This is a genomic window from Natronolimnobius sp. AArcel1 (genome assembly GCF_011043775.1).
Classification (GTDB): domain Archaea; phylum Halobacteriota; class Halobacteria; order Halobacteriales; family Natrialbaceae; genus Natronolimnobius.
Genome location: NZ_JAAKXY010000009.1, coordinates 17,446 through 30,233, shown reverse-complemented (window position 1 = coordinate 30,233; position 12,788 = coordinate 17,446). Strand labels below are relative to the sequence as shown.

General features: G+C 60.6%; 13 protein-coding genes. 4 read left to right on the top strand and 9 right to left on the bottom strand.

Annotation, left to right across the window (positions count from 1 at the left end; genetic code table 11):
* Positions 1 to 42: 42 nt before the first annotated feature.
* The 3 genes from rad50 to G6M89_RS21295 all read right to left on the bottom strand — a co-directional run bounded on the left by rad50 (position 43) and on the right by G6M89_RS21295 (position 4,541).
* Complete coding sequence (gene rad50, locus G6M89_RS21305) at positions 43 to 2,712, bottom strand: DNA double-strand break repair ATPase Rad50 (protein ID WP_165163907.1); 2,670 nt, start codon at positions 2,710 to 2,712, stop codon at positions 43 to 45.
* Positions 2,709 to 4,124, bottom strand: a complete 1,416-nt coding sequence (gene mre11, locus G6M89_RS21300; RefSeq protein WP_165163906.1) for a DNA double-strand break repair protein Mre11 — start codon at positions 4,122 to 4,124, stop codon at positions 2,709 to 2,711. Before mre11 ends, rad50 begins: the two co-directional genes overlap by 4 nt.
* 147 nt (positions 4,125 to 4,271) lie before the next feature.
* Positions 4,272 to 4,541, bottom strand: a complete 270-nt coding sequence (locus G6M89_RS21295) for a helix-turn-helix domain-containing protein (protein ID WP_165163905.1) — start codon at positions 4,539 to 4,541, stop codon at positions 4,272 to 4,274.
* Positions 4,542 to 4,665: 124 nt separating this feature from the next.
* Here G6M89_RS21295 and G6M89_RS21290 point away from each other — a divergent pair, with 124 nt between their 5' ends.
* The gene (locus G6M89_RS21290; protein ID WP_165163904.1) at positions 4,666 to 5,883 is read left to right on the top strand and encodes a proteasome-activating nucleotidase; all 1,218 of its coding nucleotides are present in this window, start codon (positions 4,666 to 4,668) and stop codon (positions 5,881 to 5,883) included.
* A 101-nt stretch (positions 5,884 to 5,984) separates the two neighbouring features.
* Here G6M89_RS21290 and G6M89_RS21285 read toward each other — a convergent pair whose 3' ends face one another.
* Positions 5,985 to 6,122 carry a hypothetical protein gene (locus tag G6M89_RS21285; protein WP_165163903.1) on the bottom strand — a complete coding sequence of 46 codons (138 nt, stop codon included), beginning with the start codon at positions 6,120 to 6,122 and terminating at the stop codon, positions 5,985 to 5,987.
* Between the two features lie 58 nt (positions 6,123 to 6,180).
* Positions 6,181 to 6,678 carry an NUDIX hydrolase gene (locus G6M89_RS21280; protein WP_165163902.1) on the bottom strand — a complete coding sequence of 166 codons (498 nt, stop codon included), beginning with the start codon at positions 6,676 to 6,678 and terminating at the stop codon, positions 6,181 to 6,183.
* 117 nt (positions 6,679 to 6,795) lie between these two features.
* Between G6M89_RS21280 and G6M89_RS21275 the strand changes: the two genes are divergently transcribed.
* Together G6M89_RS21275 and G6M89_RS21270 are read left to right on the top strand one after the other, a co-directional pair.
* Positions 6,796 to 7,350: a GMP synthase subunit A gene (locus G6M89_RS21275; protein ID WP_165163901.1), complete on the top strand. Its 555-nt coding sequence runs from the start codon at positions 6,796 to 6,798 to the stop codon at positions 7,348 to 7,350.
* Positions 7,351 to 7,654: 304 nt separating this feature from the next.
* Positions 7,655 to 8,560, top strand: a complete 906-nt coding sequence (locus G6M89_RS21270) for an NmrA/HSCARG family protein (protein WP_165163900.1) — start codon at positions 7,655 to 7,657, stop codon at positions 8,558 to 8,560.
* Positions 8,561 to 8,638: 78 nt separating this feature from the next.
* On the opposite strand, the gene G6M89_RS21265 is transcribed toward G6M89_RS21270, so the two are convergent.
* Together G6M89_RS21265 and G6M89_RS21260 are read right to left on the bottom strand one after the other, a co-directional pair.
* Entirely contained in the window at positions 8,639 to 8,893 is a 255-nt protein-coding gene (locus tag G6M89_RS21265; protein ID WP_165163899.1) for a DUF3194 domain-containing protein, read from the bottom strand.
* On the bottom strand, positions 8,894 to 9,292 hold the full coding sequence (locus G6M89_RS21260) for a prefoldin subunit beta (protein ID WP_165163898.1): 399 nt from the start codon (positions 9,290 to 9,292) through the stop codon (positions 8,894 to 8,896).
* Between the two features lie 121 nt (positions 9,293 to 9,413).
* Between G6M89_RS21260 and G6M89_RS21255 the strand changes: the two genes are divergently transcribed.
* Entirely contained in the window at positions 9,414 to 9,821 is a 408-nt protein-coding gene (locus tag G6M89_RS21255; RefSeq protein ID WP_206335665.1) for a hypothetical protein, read from the top strand.
* Between the two features lie 132 nt (positions 9,822 to 9,953).
* Here the strand turns inward: G6M89_RS21255 and G6M89_RS21250 are convergent, their stop codons facing one another.
* Both G6M89_RS21250 and G6M89_RS21245 read right to left on the bottom strand, forming a co-directional pair.
* Positions 9,954 to 10,868, bottom strand: coding sequence for a phosphatase PAP2 family protein (locus G6M89_RS21250; RefSeq protein WP_165163896.1), 915 nt, complete (start codon positions 10,866 to 10,868; stop codon positions 9,954 to 9,956).
* The gene (locus G6M89_RS21245; protein WP_165163895.1) at positions 10,868 to 12,787 is read right to left on the bottom strand and encodes an ABC transporter substrate-binding protein; all 1,920 of its coding nucleotides are present in this window, start codon (positions 12,785 to 12,787) and stop codon (positions 10,868 to 10,870) included. Before G6M89_RS21245 ends, G6M89_RS21250 begins: the two co-directional genes overlap by 1 nt.
* Between the last annotated feature and the right edge of the window lies 1 nt (position 12,788).

Here is a 12,788-nt window from a genome sequence, read left to right as displayed (position 1 = left end):
AATCGTGATAGCGACAGCGCCAGACTCGAGTACCTGAAGAGCTTACTCAGTCGCGAGCAACGCCGCTTCGGGCGGTTCACCGCGCTCGAGTTGCGAACGGTTCGACGTGGCATCCTTTTCGACGCGGATGAGTGAGTCGGCCGCGCCGACGAGTTCCTCGTCGTGGCTGACGACGACAATCTGCTCGACACCCAGTTTGCGCATCGATTCGACCAGCGAGACGAGTTGTGTCACGTGGCCCGAATCGAGAAAGACCGTCGGCTCGTCGAGAATGAGTGGCGGCATTGGCGCAGTTCCCTCGACGCCTTCCGCGAGCAAGCGATAGATCGCACACCGCAGACTCAGGTTGAACAGCGCGCGCTCGCCGCCCGAGAGCTGTTCGGGCTCGAGTGTCTCGCCGTCTTTTTGATACACCGTCAGGCGGTAGTCGCCATCGAGTTCGATCGATGCATACGAGTCGTTCTGATAGACCAGTTCGAACGTCTCGTTGAGCAGTCGCTCGAGCGTCTCGACGTTTCGCTGGCGCAGTTCCGCGCGCAACTCGCCGTAGGTCGTCTGGAGCGTCTCTGCTTCGGTATAGAGCGACTCGAGTTGCTGAGCGCGATCCTCGAGTTCCTCGAGGCGCTCGCGCAAGCGCTCAAGTTCCTCGAGTTCGTTTTCGACCGCGCCGATAGCGTTTTGGATTTCAGTGCGCTGTTCGTCTAACTCCTCGAGTTTTGCGTCGACCTGCTCGAGATAGCTTTCGGCGTTTTGTTTGTCCTCGCGGGCAGTCTCGACACGGCTCTCATCAAATTCGGACTCGAGGTCACGCTTTCGCTCACGTTTGCTCGAGAGCGTCTCACGGCGCTCATCGTTGAGTTGCTGCCAGTTCTGTCGGCGCTCGCGCAGCGTTTCGATCTCACCCTCGAGGTCGGTGCGCTCGTCGTCGATCTCTGATACGCGTGTGAGTGACTCGAGGGTGGCTTTGATCTCGCTTCGCTCGCCGTTTATCGTCCCGAGTTCGGTGCGTTTGTCCTCAACGGTGTCTTCCAATTCGTCCGCTTCGGCGCGCTTTTCGGCAGCACGTTCGTCGTGCGTTTCGGCATCGGCCAGCAGCGACTCGCGCTGGTCACGCCGGTCGGCGAGGGCGTCACGTTTCTCTGCAAGTAACTGCTCGATATTCTCACGGTTTTCCTCGAGTCGGTCGACCTGGCGCTCGGCTTCGCGGAGAGCCTCGGCGCGCTCGATCCGCTCGTCTATGTCTTCGCAGTCGGCCTCGAGTTCCTCGAGTCGCTCGCGGTGTGTGGCGAGTTCCGCTCGTTTTTCCTCGAGGACGTCTACATGTGGTGAGTCCTCAACGGGCTGTCCACACTCCGGGCACTTGCCCTCCTCGAGCAGGCGTTCGCCCTCTTCGATGGCGTGTTCGACAGTTTTCCGCGCTGCGGTCACATCGTTGATCGACTTGACCACTGCCTCGCGGTCGTTCTCGAGGTCTTCAAGGTGCGAAGCGGCGTCGCCGAACGCGACCGGGGCGTCCTCGAATTGCTCGCGTGCTGTCGCAATTTCGTCTGCCAGGTCGTCGATGTTCTCCTCACGATCTGTAATCGTCGCTTCGTCGGCTTCGATTCGCTCGCTGAGACTCGCTGCTTCCGTGCGGGCATCTTCGGCTTGCTCCTCGAGCGTGTCTGCCTCCTCGCGCAGGCGTTCGATCTCGCCGTTGGTTTCCGTAATCGCGACGCGGACCTCCTCTAACTCGTCACGACAGTCGTCGTCGCGCGCCTCAAGATCTTCGATACGAGCATCGACAGACTCGCCCTCGAGGTCGACCGTTTCGAGTACGTCCTCGCGTTCCTCAGCAAGCGCTTCGCGTTCAGACTCGAGGTCGCGAATCCGGTCTTTGGCGTCCTCGCGTTGCCCTTCGGTTTCGGAGATTTTCCCCCGCAGGTCGATAATCTCCTCTTCGAGTTCTACAATTTCGTCGCGGGTTTCGTCGTGGCGCTCGAGGACGTCTTCGGCAGTCTCGAGCGTTTCTCGGGCTTGGTCGCGCTGGGTTTCGAACCGGTCGATCTCACTCGTGATATCTGTGCGCCGGGACTCGAGGCCGTTCAGTCGCTCGTGGAGGTCTTTGTCTTCCTTGCGCTCGACCTGGGATCGAACGTCCTCGAGCACCTCTCGCTGGCCGTCGAGGACGGATTTGACCCCGAGGCGGGCGTCGCTGGCTCGCTCACGGTAGTCCTCGAGTGCGCCCAGTTGCAGGAGGTCGTCGATCATATCCTGGCGATCGCTTGGCGAGGCGTGAATGAGCTTGTTGACCTCGCCCTGGCGGACATAGGCACAGTTGACGAACGCCTCGGCATCCATGCGCAGCAGTTCGGTCACCTCACGGCGCACATCGCGTGCCCCTTCAATCGTTTCTGCGGGCGTCTCGAGGATGCACTTCGTCGTCGTCGCGCGGTCGCCACGCAGTTTGAGCTGGCGCTCAATATGGTAGTCACGCCCATCGTGAGTAAACCAGAGTTCGATCTCGGTCTCTTCTTCGCCGGTCGTAATCACGTCATCAAGCGTGCGCTCATCGAGGGCTTTCGAACCATACAGGGCGAAGAAGGTCGCCTCGAGCAGTGTTGATTTGCCGCTGCCGTTGACGCCGTGGACGACGGTGACACCGCGCTCGAGGGTGAGGTCGGCGTCGCCGTAGCACTTGAAGTTCCGCAGGCGGACGCGGTCAACTCTCATGCGAAATCACCCAGTGAGGCGTCTTCGTCAGTCGGCTGTGATTGTTCTGCGTCTGCACGTTCGACGTTCTCGCTCGCTGCTTCCGCTGCACTGGAGTCGCGCTCGTCTGTGGTCACATCGTCTTGGTCTGGTGTAGGCTCAGCGGCTGGCGCTGATTCTGGCTCGGCTTCGGCGGCTGTTTCAGCCGGCTCGGGTTCTGTCGCGTTGGACTCGGTGCCCGAAAGCTGGTCTGCCACTGTCGTCACGTCCTCGTCATCCGGAGTTCGCGCTGGCGCGGGGTCGAACGCAGACTGATCGTCCTCGAGCAACTCTCGGACGCGGCGTTCGACAGACTCGCGGACGTTCGAGTCGACGAGGTCGTCATCACGGACCGTTTTGTCGATCTCGAGGGCGGCGTTACTAAGTCCTAACTCGCGAACTCGCTCGCGGACAGCCTCGTCGGGGTTTGCAAAGCTCACTGAAACCTCGTCGTCCTCGTCGGGAAGGTCGCGTCGGTCGTTGACGCGGGCAACGAGTGCGCCGCGATCGATTGCCAGTTCCTCGACTGCGGCGGGTGTAACGGGCTTGCCGTCGCCTTCGATCGTGACGATCACAACCGAATCTTCGACGTCGTACTCACGAACGCGCTCTTGGACGCGGTCGATTCCCTCCCCCTCCTCGAGGTCGACGTCGACGAACTCGAAGTCGCGGGTGGCAGTGAGTGCGCGGCGGCTGATGGCGACTGCGTCGTCCGCGTCGCTGTCAGTCTCGAAGGTGACAAGGTTGTAGCCTCGATCCTCGCGCTCGCTAGCGCTCGCGCGCTCGGTCGACCCGCAGTAGGTGACCCAGGTGTCTTGGACCTCCGCAGTGTCCGGTTTGTGGTTGTCTCCGAGCAACACGACGTCGAACTCGACCGTCGACTCCGAAAGGAGCCGGGCAGTATCCCAGTCCGCGTGTGCGAAGGGTTCGAACAGCCCGTGACTGACGAGCGTCGCGTGGTCCGCTGCGTCGGGAACCGGCCCAAACTCGTACTCGAGGTCCTCGCGTCTCGAGCGGGGGACGAAATCGAGGCCATAGAGTGCAACGTCGCCCACGACCTCGGGTTGTGGGCCAAGCCGCGTTGCAAGGCCGAGATCAGCAAAGAGATCGAGCCACTGGGCGTCGCGTTTGCCCTCGTGGTTGCCGACGACAGCGAGGAAAGGAATGTCGGCTTCCTCGAGCGTTCGTAGAATCTCGACGGTGCCCTGGAGATCGACCAGTCCTGGCCGGCGGTCGTGAAAGAGGTCGCCTGCGTGGACGACGGCGTCGACATCGTCTGCGACGGCGTCTTCGGCGACCTGCCGGAAGGCTGCGAGAAAGTCGTCTCGTCTCGCGGGCGAATTGTACTGTTGGTACCCGATGTGGGTATCGCCCGTGTGGATAACCCGCGTCATTGCTGGTCATTGGCGGGTCGGGCCTAAAGGGGTTCCGCGACCGGAGTGAAAGTGAATCTGATACGTTTGCAGTGTCGCTCGTGATCGAGCGAAAACGGAAATGTAGAGAGGAGAACCGAAAGCGAGCGCGGAGAAACGCGATTGCGATTACGATTCGATATCGAGCGTGTACAGGCGCTTTCGCGCATCCGAGAACGAAAACCGGGAGTCGATTACGTTCTCTTCCTCGAGACGGTTCAGCGCGTAGCGGACGGTGCGGGAGGGAAGCAGCGTCTCGTCTGCAATCTGCTGTTGGGTCATCGTGTCGTTGTACTCGAGGACTTTGGCGACGAGTTTCGCACTCGGCGGCAACTCGCGGACATCATCCCAACTACCCCTATCGTCGGCGTCCTGTCGGATCGACTCTGAAGCGCTCATCACTCTCCCCTACCAAATACAAGCTGATAATATTTTCTGTTTCATCTCATGCATTGTGGTAATATATTGCGAGAGAGTGTCCCGACCCGAAGCCTCTTATGAACCAGCCCCCAAAGCAACGATGATGACCGATACTGTGGACGACGTCGACCTCCCATACGACGAGGACGAGGCGTCCCAACAGGAGAAGATCCAGACGCTCGAGGACCGGCTGGAGGACCTCGAGTCGCAAAACGAGGAGATGCGCGACAAACTCCTCGATGCGAACGCCGAGAACAACAAATACCAGCAGAAACTCGAGCGACTAACCCACGAGAACAAGAAACTCAAGCAGTCGCCGCTGTTCGTTGCCACCGTCCAGGAACTGACGGAGGAAGGCGTCATCATCAAACAGCACGGGAACAATCAGGAGGCCCTAACTGAGGTCACCGACGAGATGCGCGAGGATATCGAGCCCGATGCGCGGGTCGCAGTCAACAACTCGCTGTCGATCGTCAAGACCCTCTCGGGCGACACCGACGTGCGCGCTCGCGTGATGGAAGTCACCGAGAGTCCCGAAGTGAGCTACGAGGATATCGGCGGCCTCGAGGAGCAGATGCAGGAAGTTCGTGAAACCGTCGAGATGCCCCTCGAGAACCCCGAGATGTTTGACGATGTCGGGATCGACCCACCGAGTGGCGTGCTCCTCTACGGACCACCGGGGACAGGGAAGACGATGCTCGCAAAGGCCGTCGCGAACCAGACGAACGCGACGTTCATCAAGATGGCCGGCTCCGAGCTTGTCCACAAGTTCATCGGTGAGGGTGCAAAGCTCGTTCGCGACCTGTTCAAGGTCGCTCGCGAGCACGAACCTGCCGTGATCTTCATCGACGAGATCGACGCCATCGCGGCCAAGCGAACGGAGTCCAAGACATCGGGTGACGCTGAAGTCCAGCGCACCATGATGCAGCTCCTGAGCGAAATGGACGGCTTCGAAGACCGAGGCGATATCCGCATTATTGCGGCAACGAACCGCTTCGACATGCTCGACCGCGCAATCTTGCGCCCGGGCCGATTCGACCGCCTCATCGAGGTGCCAAAACCGAATCAGGAAGGTCGCGAGATTATCTTCGAGATCCACACGCGCGGGATGAATGTTTCCGACGACGTGGAGTTCGCCGAACTGGCCGAAGAGGCAAGCGAAGCCTCCGGTGCTGACGTGAAAGCGATCTGCACCGAAGCCGGGATGTTTGCGATTCGTGACGACCGGACGGAAATTCAGATGGACGATTTCCGCAACGCCTGGGACAAGGTCCAAGCCGAATCCGACGAGACCGACGAGGTCTCGAAGACGTTCGCCTGATCGTCACTCCTGGGTTCTTCTCCTTTCGACGAGTAGTACTGCCGTTGAGTGACTCATATGTCTGCACCGCCACGGCCGCTCGAGCAGGAGCGCCAACGTGGCTATAGCGCTGCGAAAATCAGCCACGGGACGACAAATAGTGCAACGGTCAACACGACCAGGATCAACAGATAGCCGGTGATGGTGCCTGCAGCGGTCAGCCAGGACGGATGCTCAAACTCACGCACATCGAATGCCATACACACACTCTCTGCTGGGACCAGCATAAACGTACGGGGTGTTGAGAGTTGAACGGAGTCACTCTCGAAGATATGGCCGGAACAGGTCAGCCTCGTGAAGCTCATCCGGAAGTGTTCTGAACCACCGCGCCGCACGAATTTCGCCCGTCTCCACACCCAGTCGGTCGGAATCGGGAATTGTCCCGGTCGCGTCTGCATCGAAGACGACGAACTGTGCGGACACACGCGTTTCCCGATCAGCCGTCGAGACGTACGTCTGATCAATTATGAGAAGCGGGTCGCGGATGGTCGCCTTGAGTCCGGTTTCTTCGTGCACTTCGCGTCGGGCAGCGTCGATGAGCGATTCGCCTGGCTCGACCGCGCCGCCGGGAACGATCCAGCCGTTCGACCAGTGGTTTTTGACGAGTGCAATTCGGCCGGCAGCGTCGGTGACGCGTGCCGCGGCAGTGAGTCCAGATCCCTCGAGTGTCCAGTCTCGGTACGCCTGTATGTCTGCCGGCGGCACACGAATTGTCTGCGTCTCACGCGGTGTGTCCGGTGATAGATCACGCCCCATCGATTGGCAGTGATAGACCCCGCCCTGAAATAACGGATGTGATGCCGACTCGAGTGCGAACCGTCCTGAGAGAACGTTCCGGACCGCTTTTACCGAGTGACTCACTATGAACGCCCAATGACGAAAATCGTCGTGGTGGACAACCACGGGCAGTTTACGCACTTAGAGCGTCGCGCGCTGCGTGACCTCGGCGTCGAAACCGAACTGATCGACAACGACACCCCACCCGAAGACGTCGACGCTGACGGCGTCGTCCTCTCGGGTGGCCCCGACATGGACCGCATCGGTACGTCCGCCGAGTATCTCGAGGCGGACATTCCGGTCCTTGGCATCTGTCTCGGTATGCAACTCATCGCAGAGGAACTCGGCGGTCGCGTCGGCGGTGGCGACTACGGCGGCTACGCCGACGTCACGGTCGAAATCGTCGACAGCGACGACCCGCTGACTGGCTCCTTGCACCCCGAAACGCGCGTCTGGGCGAGCCACGCAGACGAGGTCAAAGAACTTCCCGATGGCTTCGAACTCACGGGTAAAAGCGACGTCTGCGATGTTGAGGCGATGAGCAACACGGATCGAGATATCTACGGCGTCCAGTGGCACCCCGAAGTCGCTCACACCGAAGAGGGCGACGAAATCTTCGAGAACTTCATCGACATCTGCGAGTCGCAGTAGCGCGGTTCCGGTTGTCCGGTCGATTTTGTTCTCCGAATCTCATAGCACCCTGCTCAAGCCGATCCGTTTCCCTTCAGTTCGCCCATTGTCCCGACCAACCGTCTGAGCCACAGCTCGAGCGACTAAGTCCGTCGGCTCGAGCGAGCTAACACTGATGTCACGTGGTATCTGTCGCGTCGCCAAACAGCTATGTAGTTACTTGACGAACCAGGTAACGTAATGAAACCAGTGACCGAAGCCACCGTTCGAACCGCTGATCAGACGACGACCGCCACACTCACCAGCGCCGAGGAGGTGAACTGAAATGGCCACGAGCGTCCTCGTCACCGGCGCAACCGGCAACCAGGGTGGCAGCGTCGTCGACCACCTGCTCGAGTCTGAGACCGAGTTCGACGTTTATGGGCTCACGCGCGACGCCTCGAGTGACGTCGCCGAGTCGCTGTCCGACCGCGGTGTAACGATGGTCGAAGGCGACCTGGACGAACCGGACTCGTTCGCATCACACGTCGCCGACGTGGATGCCGTCTTCGCGGTCACGAACTTCTGGACGGTCGGCTACGACCAGCAGGTCCAGCAAGGAAAGAACATCGCCGATGTCGCAAGCGAGGAAGACGTCGACCAGGTCGTCTTCAGCGGCGTCGGCAGCCACTGGGAAGACACTGGGGTTCCCCACTTCGATTCGGCCGACGAAATCGAACAGCACGCACAAGACCTCGACCTCCCGCTGACGACGCTTGGCCCCGTCTTCTTCTTCCAGAATCTCGAGGCGTTCGCCGAGGACGTCGTCGAGGACGGTCAACTTGCGCTCCCGCTCGAGGAGGGCGTCTCCCTGCAGATGATCGATGACGACGACGTCGGTCACGCGGCCGCAGTTGCCCTCGAGAACCCTGACGAGTTCATCGGCGAGCGAATCGAACTCGCAGGTGACGAGTTGACGCTTGCAGAAACCGCAGACGTCCTGTCAGAGGTCACCGGCCAGGATGTCGACCCCGTTCACGTCCCCATCGAGGACGCCTACGACTCCTTCGGCGAGGAGTTCACCGTCATGTGCGAGTGGTTCAACGAGGTTGGCTACAGCGCCGATATCGACGGCCTCGAGGAGCGATTCGGGTTCGAGTTTGCTGATCTCGAGACCTATCTGCGTGAGAACGGTTGGGAGGACAAAGAGGGAATGGCCTCAGTTCCGGGCTGGGTCAAAGCCATGCAGTAGCTCCGTCTAATAATTACGTAGACGAACGTCTCGAGAGGCAACGCTCGAGACCGTATAGACTGCGAAAAATGCCGACGATTACTCGCCGAACAGGTCGTCAACGGCTTCCCGCGCGGTGAGCGCGGCATCGTCAGCGACCTGTTCCGGGTCGGGACCGCCGTCCTCGCCGGGTGCGTTGAGATACACGTCGACCTCGAGGACGCCGTCTTCGAATTCGACGGTTACGTCGAGGTCGCGTACTGCTGATTGTTTGTACTGCGCGAAGACGTAGCCTTCCGCAGCGTCGGAGGCCGTCTGGACGACCTCCTCAGCAGTCGGTTCGCCGGTCGACATTTACGCGCCGCCAGCGCCTGGGCCGCCTGGGCCGGCTGGTCCGCCCATGCCGCCACCGCCGCCGAGCAACTCTTCGAGTTCGCCCTGCAGACCCTCGAACTGATCCTGTACGCGGTCTTCTTGCTTCTCGAGGGTCTCGAGACGGATCTCGAGGGTGTCGACTTTGTCCGAAAGGTCTTCTTCGGCTGCGTCGTAGTCGGTTTCGACGAGTAGTTCGCCCACGTTGCGATACATCGTGGTATCGTCGTCGATGTTCTCGAGTTCGTCGAGCGCGTTTTCTGCCTCGGTGAGGCTTGATTCGGCTTCCTGTTTCTGGATAGCGACCTCCTGGGCCGTTTCCTGCAGGTCCTGAAGCTGTTCGATTTTCTCCTGTGCCTCTGGCGGCAGATTGCCTTGCATGTCTCGACCGTCGCCCTCCGCACTGATAAAGCCAAGCTTTGTCGCTCGTCGGCAAGCCGGACAATCGGGGTGGGTGTCGTGTCGGCGTCGGGAGGCGAAACGAGTGATTCGAATCGAAAACATGGCAATCCTTTTCCGCAGTCGCACAGAATCGGAGGGTATGACGGACGAAAACGAACCAGCCGAGAATGGCGATGCTGACAGTGACGCTGAGGAGGAGAAATCGTTCCGCGAGCGCGTTGAGGAAATCCGCGAAAAACGCGCCGAAGAAGGCGAAGGTGAGGGTCCACCCGAGAGTCCGTTCGGCGGCGGCGGAGGCGCCCCCGGCGGGATGGGCGGTGGAGGTAACCCCTTCGCGCAGATGATGGGCGGCATGATGGGTGGCGGAGGCGGCCCCGGTGGCCCGGGTGGACGCGGCGGTGACGAAAGCAACGAGGAACTCGTCCGCGAAGTCCGCCAGATGCGCGATGAGATGCGCGATCAAACTCGTGCACTCAAGCGGATCGCCGACGCACTCGAGGACAACTAGCTAACTACCACCTCTCGCATCGATCGTCGACTGCGAGAACCACCAGTCGATGACACATCTGGCGTTCGTTTTGCTGGCAACCGCTCTGTGAGTGGTGTCGCTGTCAATTTGATCCAAATAGCACAGCATCGCTTAGTTGCCGTCAGTTCGTGTCGGCTCCGTCTCGGAATCGGCTCCTGCTTCTGGGTGGTCACTCTCATCGCGTCCGAAACCGGGGAGCGCTGGAATGCGTCCCTCGAGCCAGGCTGAGAGCGACCAGCGGCCAACGAGTGCCCCCGCGAGGGCGACACTGATGTAGGCCAGTCCGATGCCGGCGACGACGTCGATTGCCCAGTGAATCCCGAGATACATCGTCGAGATGGCGACGGAGACGCCAAGGCCGGTCGCGAGAAGGAACCACTTCGGATAGACATCGCGCGTGCGGTAGGCGAGGAACGTGACGGTAACTGCAAGCGAGGTATGCAGTGACGGGAAGACGTTCGTATTTCGGTTGACCTGTCGGGTGAGGTGTTGGTACTGTGGGTACGTATCGTACAGCAGTGCCTCGACGAGTTCCGGCATCATGTTTCGAGGACCGTACGCGATGATGAACGTATAACAGAGCAGTCCAAGGACGTAGTTCAGCGTGTACGCCGTCAACAACTCTCGAGCGGGACGCGTATTCGAGAGCGCGAAGTACGCCATAACGGGGAACGCGAGCAAGAAGACGTAGCCATAGATGTAAATAAACGAGAAGTACGCGGTGATCTCAGGCGTTGAGTACGACTGGAGCCAGAGGATGAACTGGCCTTCGATGTCGTAGATGGCCCACGTAATATTCCACTCGACCAGTCGCAGCCAGGAGAAGTCAGGGCCGTACTGTCTCGCAACGCTATTGAACAGCAAGACCCCACCAAGAAGGAGCGTGATCGGTGCGATTGCACGGACACGGCTTCGCCACTCGGTGAACGTCGCCCGGAGTCGGTAGCGGCCGACAAATAGGGCAATCGAAACCACGCTCATAAGGGCCACGACGATAACCAGTCGAACCAGCACTTGGACCAGCATTAGTCTCTCACCCGTAGATTCCCGTCAGTGTCATAGCTGAACCCAGCGTCTTCGAACAGGGCGCGTGCAGTCGATCCGTCTACGTCACCGTCCGTTCCAGCAAACGGGGTCTCCGGATCGTCGCCGTCCCATGCAAGCGAGTCAGGCGTCCACTCGTCCGTCACTGGCGTTGCAATCGGCCGAGCATGGCCATCAAACACCGATTCGACCAGCCACTCCTTATCGAGCAGTTGCGCAACGGTTCGCCGGAAGTTGGGGTTTCCAAACGGCGCTCGCCGGGTATTAAAGCCGAGATGATAGAACGACCACGACGAGGACTCGAGGACGGCCACATCGTCGCCAGTCTCTTCGAGGACGTCATCGACGACGTAGCTCTCGAGTGGGGTTGTCGTCACGTCTGCGTCACCGTCTTCGACGAGCGTCAGCGCGGAGGTACTGCGGGGGTCGATCTGAATGCGAAACTCCTCGACGGTGGGTTCGGGGAGCGAAACATCGTCTCGAAGTGTAAAGTGGTCGTCAAAGCGTTCGAACGTGACGTGTTCGCGGTCGGTTCGGCTCTCGAAGGCGAACGGGCCGCTGCCAATCGGTGGGACGTTGTCCGTGACGAGTGCGTCGGTCGTTCCCGGGGCGACGTGCATGCCCGGAACGCTCGGGGCGCTTGCGCGCTCGCGCCAGATATGTTCCGGGAGGATGGGGACGGTAAGGACGCGTTCGCCGACGATCTGGCTCGCCGAGACCGTTATCTCGAGATGGTAGTCGTCGGTGTCGTCCAATTCGATTGCGTCGATAGCGTCGACCTGCCCACGGTAGCGTGGGGTGGGTGCTGGGGCGCCATCAGCACCGAGTGTCGTATCGGCCAGAAACTCGTAGGTAAAGGCGACGTCTGACGCGGTGAGTGGCTCGCCGTCGTGGAACTGACAGTCCTCGCGGAGCGTGATCAAAAGTGTCTGGTCGTCCCACTCCCAGTCGGCTGCGAGCCATGGAACGAGTTCCGGCGTCTGGTTTTCGTCGTCCGCCGCATCGTCCTCGTCAGGCGTCTCCGTCGCAGCAGTTTCCTCGCCGTCAGCAACTGCTGCAGCCCCCTCAGAATCGAGCATCTGCGTCTCGAAATTCGTCGCCGACTCGAGTGCGAGCGAGTCGTAGACGAGATCGACGACCAACCCGCGGTCGCGATACTCGACTGACAGCGGGTTGAGGTTCTGCGAGGGGCGGGCATCCGTGTGCGCTGCCCGCAGTTCGAACGGGTCGTCGCCAGTGTCCGCCGTCGTCTCGAGGCCGAGATAGCCGTGTTTGGTCGCTGGATGGCGATCGTCCGCTCCCCAGCCTTCGACGCGGTCGGTTCTGGCGACGCGATACTCCGTTGGGGCACAGATCGGAACAAACGGCTGTTCCATCGCGACTGCCTCGAGCGTCTCCGTGACAGCGGCTGCGCGCTCGTCGCTGGCTGCGGTTCGCTGGGTCTCGAGACGGTCGTCGACGGTGAGATTCGTCAGGCCAAACGGGTTCTGCCAGCCGGCTTCTTCGGCAAACTGCGAGTGAAGCATGTCGTAGAGAAACGCTGGGTCGGTGTCGCCGGGGTGTGCGCCGACGTAGAGGTCGTAGTCGTGATTAATCAGAATCGAGCGTCGAAACTCCTCGTCGGCACGCATATCTATCGAGACGTCGATGCCTGCCGTCTCGAGGACGTTTCGGATTGCTCGAGAAAGCTGGATACTTTCGCGGTCGCCATCGGCTGGCAGGGTCGTAATCGTCAGCGAGAGTGGGTCGTAGCCGTCGCGGTTGACCGCGCTGCGGAACTGGCGGATACAGCCGCTGAGTGAGACGGTTGTGCCAGCGGTCGCCGCCAGCATCGTGCGGCGGCTCAGTGAACTGGTACCAGCGTCGTCGGCCGAGCGCGCCGTCGAAAGTAGGTTGGACATA

Coding starts and splice junctions, on each gene's coding strand:
- G6M89_RS21280 (WP_165163902.1), bottom strand. CDS start 6,678: ATGGGGCGTGATCTATCACCGGACACACCGCGTGAGACGCAGACAATT.
- G6M89_RS21245 (WP_165163895.1), bottom strand. CDS start 12,787: ATGTCCAACCTACTTTCGACGGCGCGCTCGGCCGACGACGCTGGTACC.
- G6M89_RS21290 (WP_165163904.1), top strand. CDS start 4,666: ATGACCGATACTGTGGACGACGTCGACCTCCCATACGACGAGGACGAG.
- G6M89_RS21265 (WP_165163899.1), bottom strand. CDS start 8,893: ATGTCGACCGGCGAACCGACTGCTGAGGAGGTCGTCCAGACGGCCTCC.
- G6M89_RS21255 (WP_206335665.1), top strand. CDS start 9,414: ATGGCAATCCTTTTCCGCAGTCGCACAGAATCGGAGGGTATGACGGAC.
- G6M89_RS21285 (WP_165163903.1), bottom strand. CDS start 6,122: ATGGCATTCGATGTGCGTGAGTTTGAGCATCCGTCCTGGCTGACCGCT.
- G6M89_RS21260 (WP_165163898.1), bottom strand. CDS start 9,292: ATGCAAGGCAATCTGCCGCCAGAGGCACAGGAGAAAATCGAACAGCTT.
- G6M89_RS21250 (WP_165163896.1), bottom strand. CDS start 10,868: ATGCTGGTCCAAGTGCTGGTTCGACTGGTTATCGTCGTGGCCCTTATG.
- mre11 (WP_165163906.1), bottom strand. CDS start 4,124: ATGACGCGGGTTATCCACACGGGCGATACCCACATCGGGTACCAACAG.
- G6M89_RS21275 (WP_165163901.1), top strand. CDS start 6,796: ATGACGAAAATCGTCGTGGTGGACAACCACGGGCAGTTTACGCACTTA.
- G6M89_RS21295 (WP_165163905.1), bottom strand. CDS start 4,541: ATGAGCGCTTCAGAGTCGATCCGACAGGACGCCGACGATAGGGGTAGT.
- G6M89_RS21270 (WP_165163900.1), top strand. CDS start 7,655: ATGGCCACGAGCGTCCTCGTCACCGGCGCAACCGGCAACCAGGGTGGC.
- rad50 (WP_165163907.1), bottom strand. CDS start 2,712: ATGAGAGTTGACCGCGTCCGCCTGCGGAACTTCAAGTGCTACGGCGAC.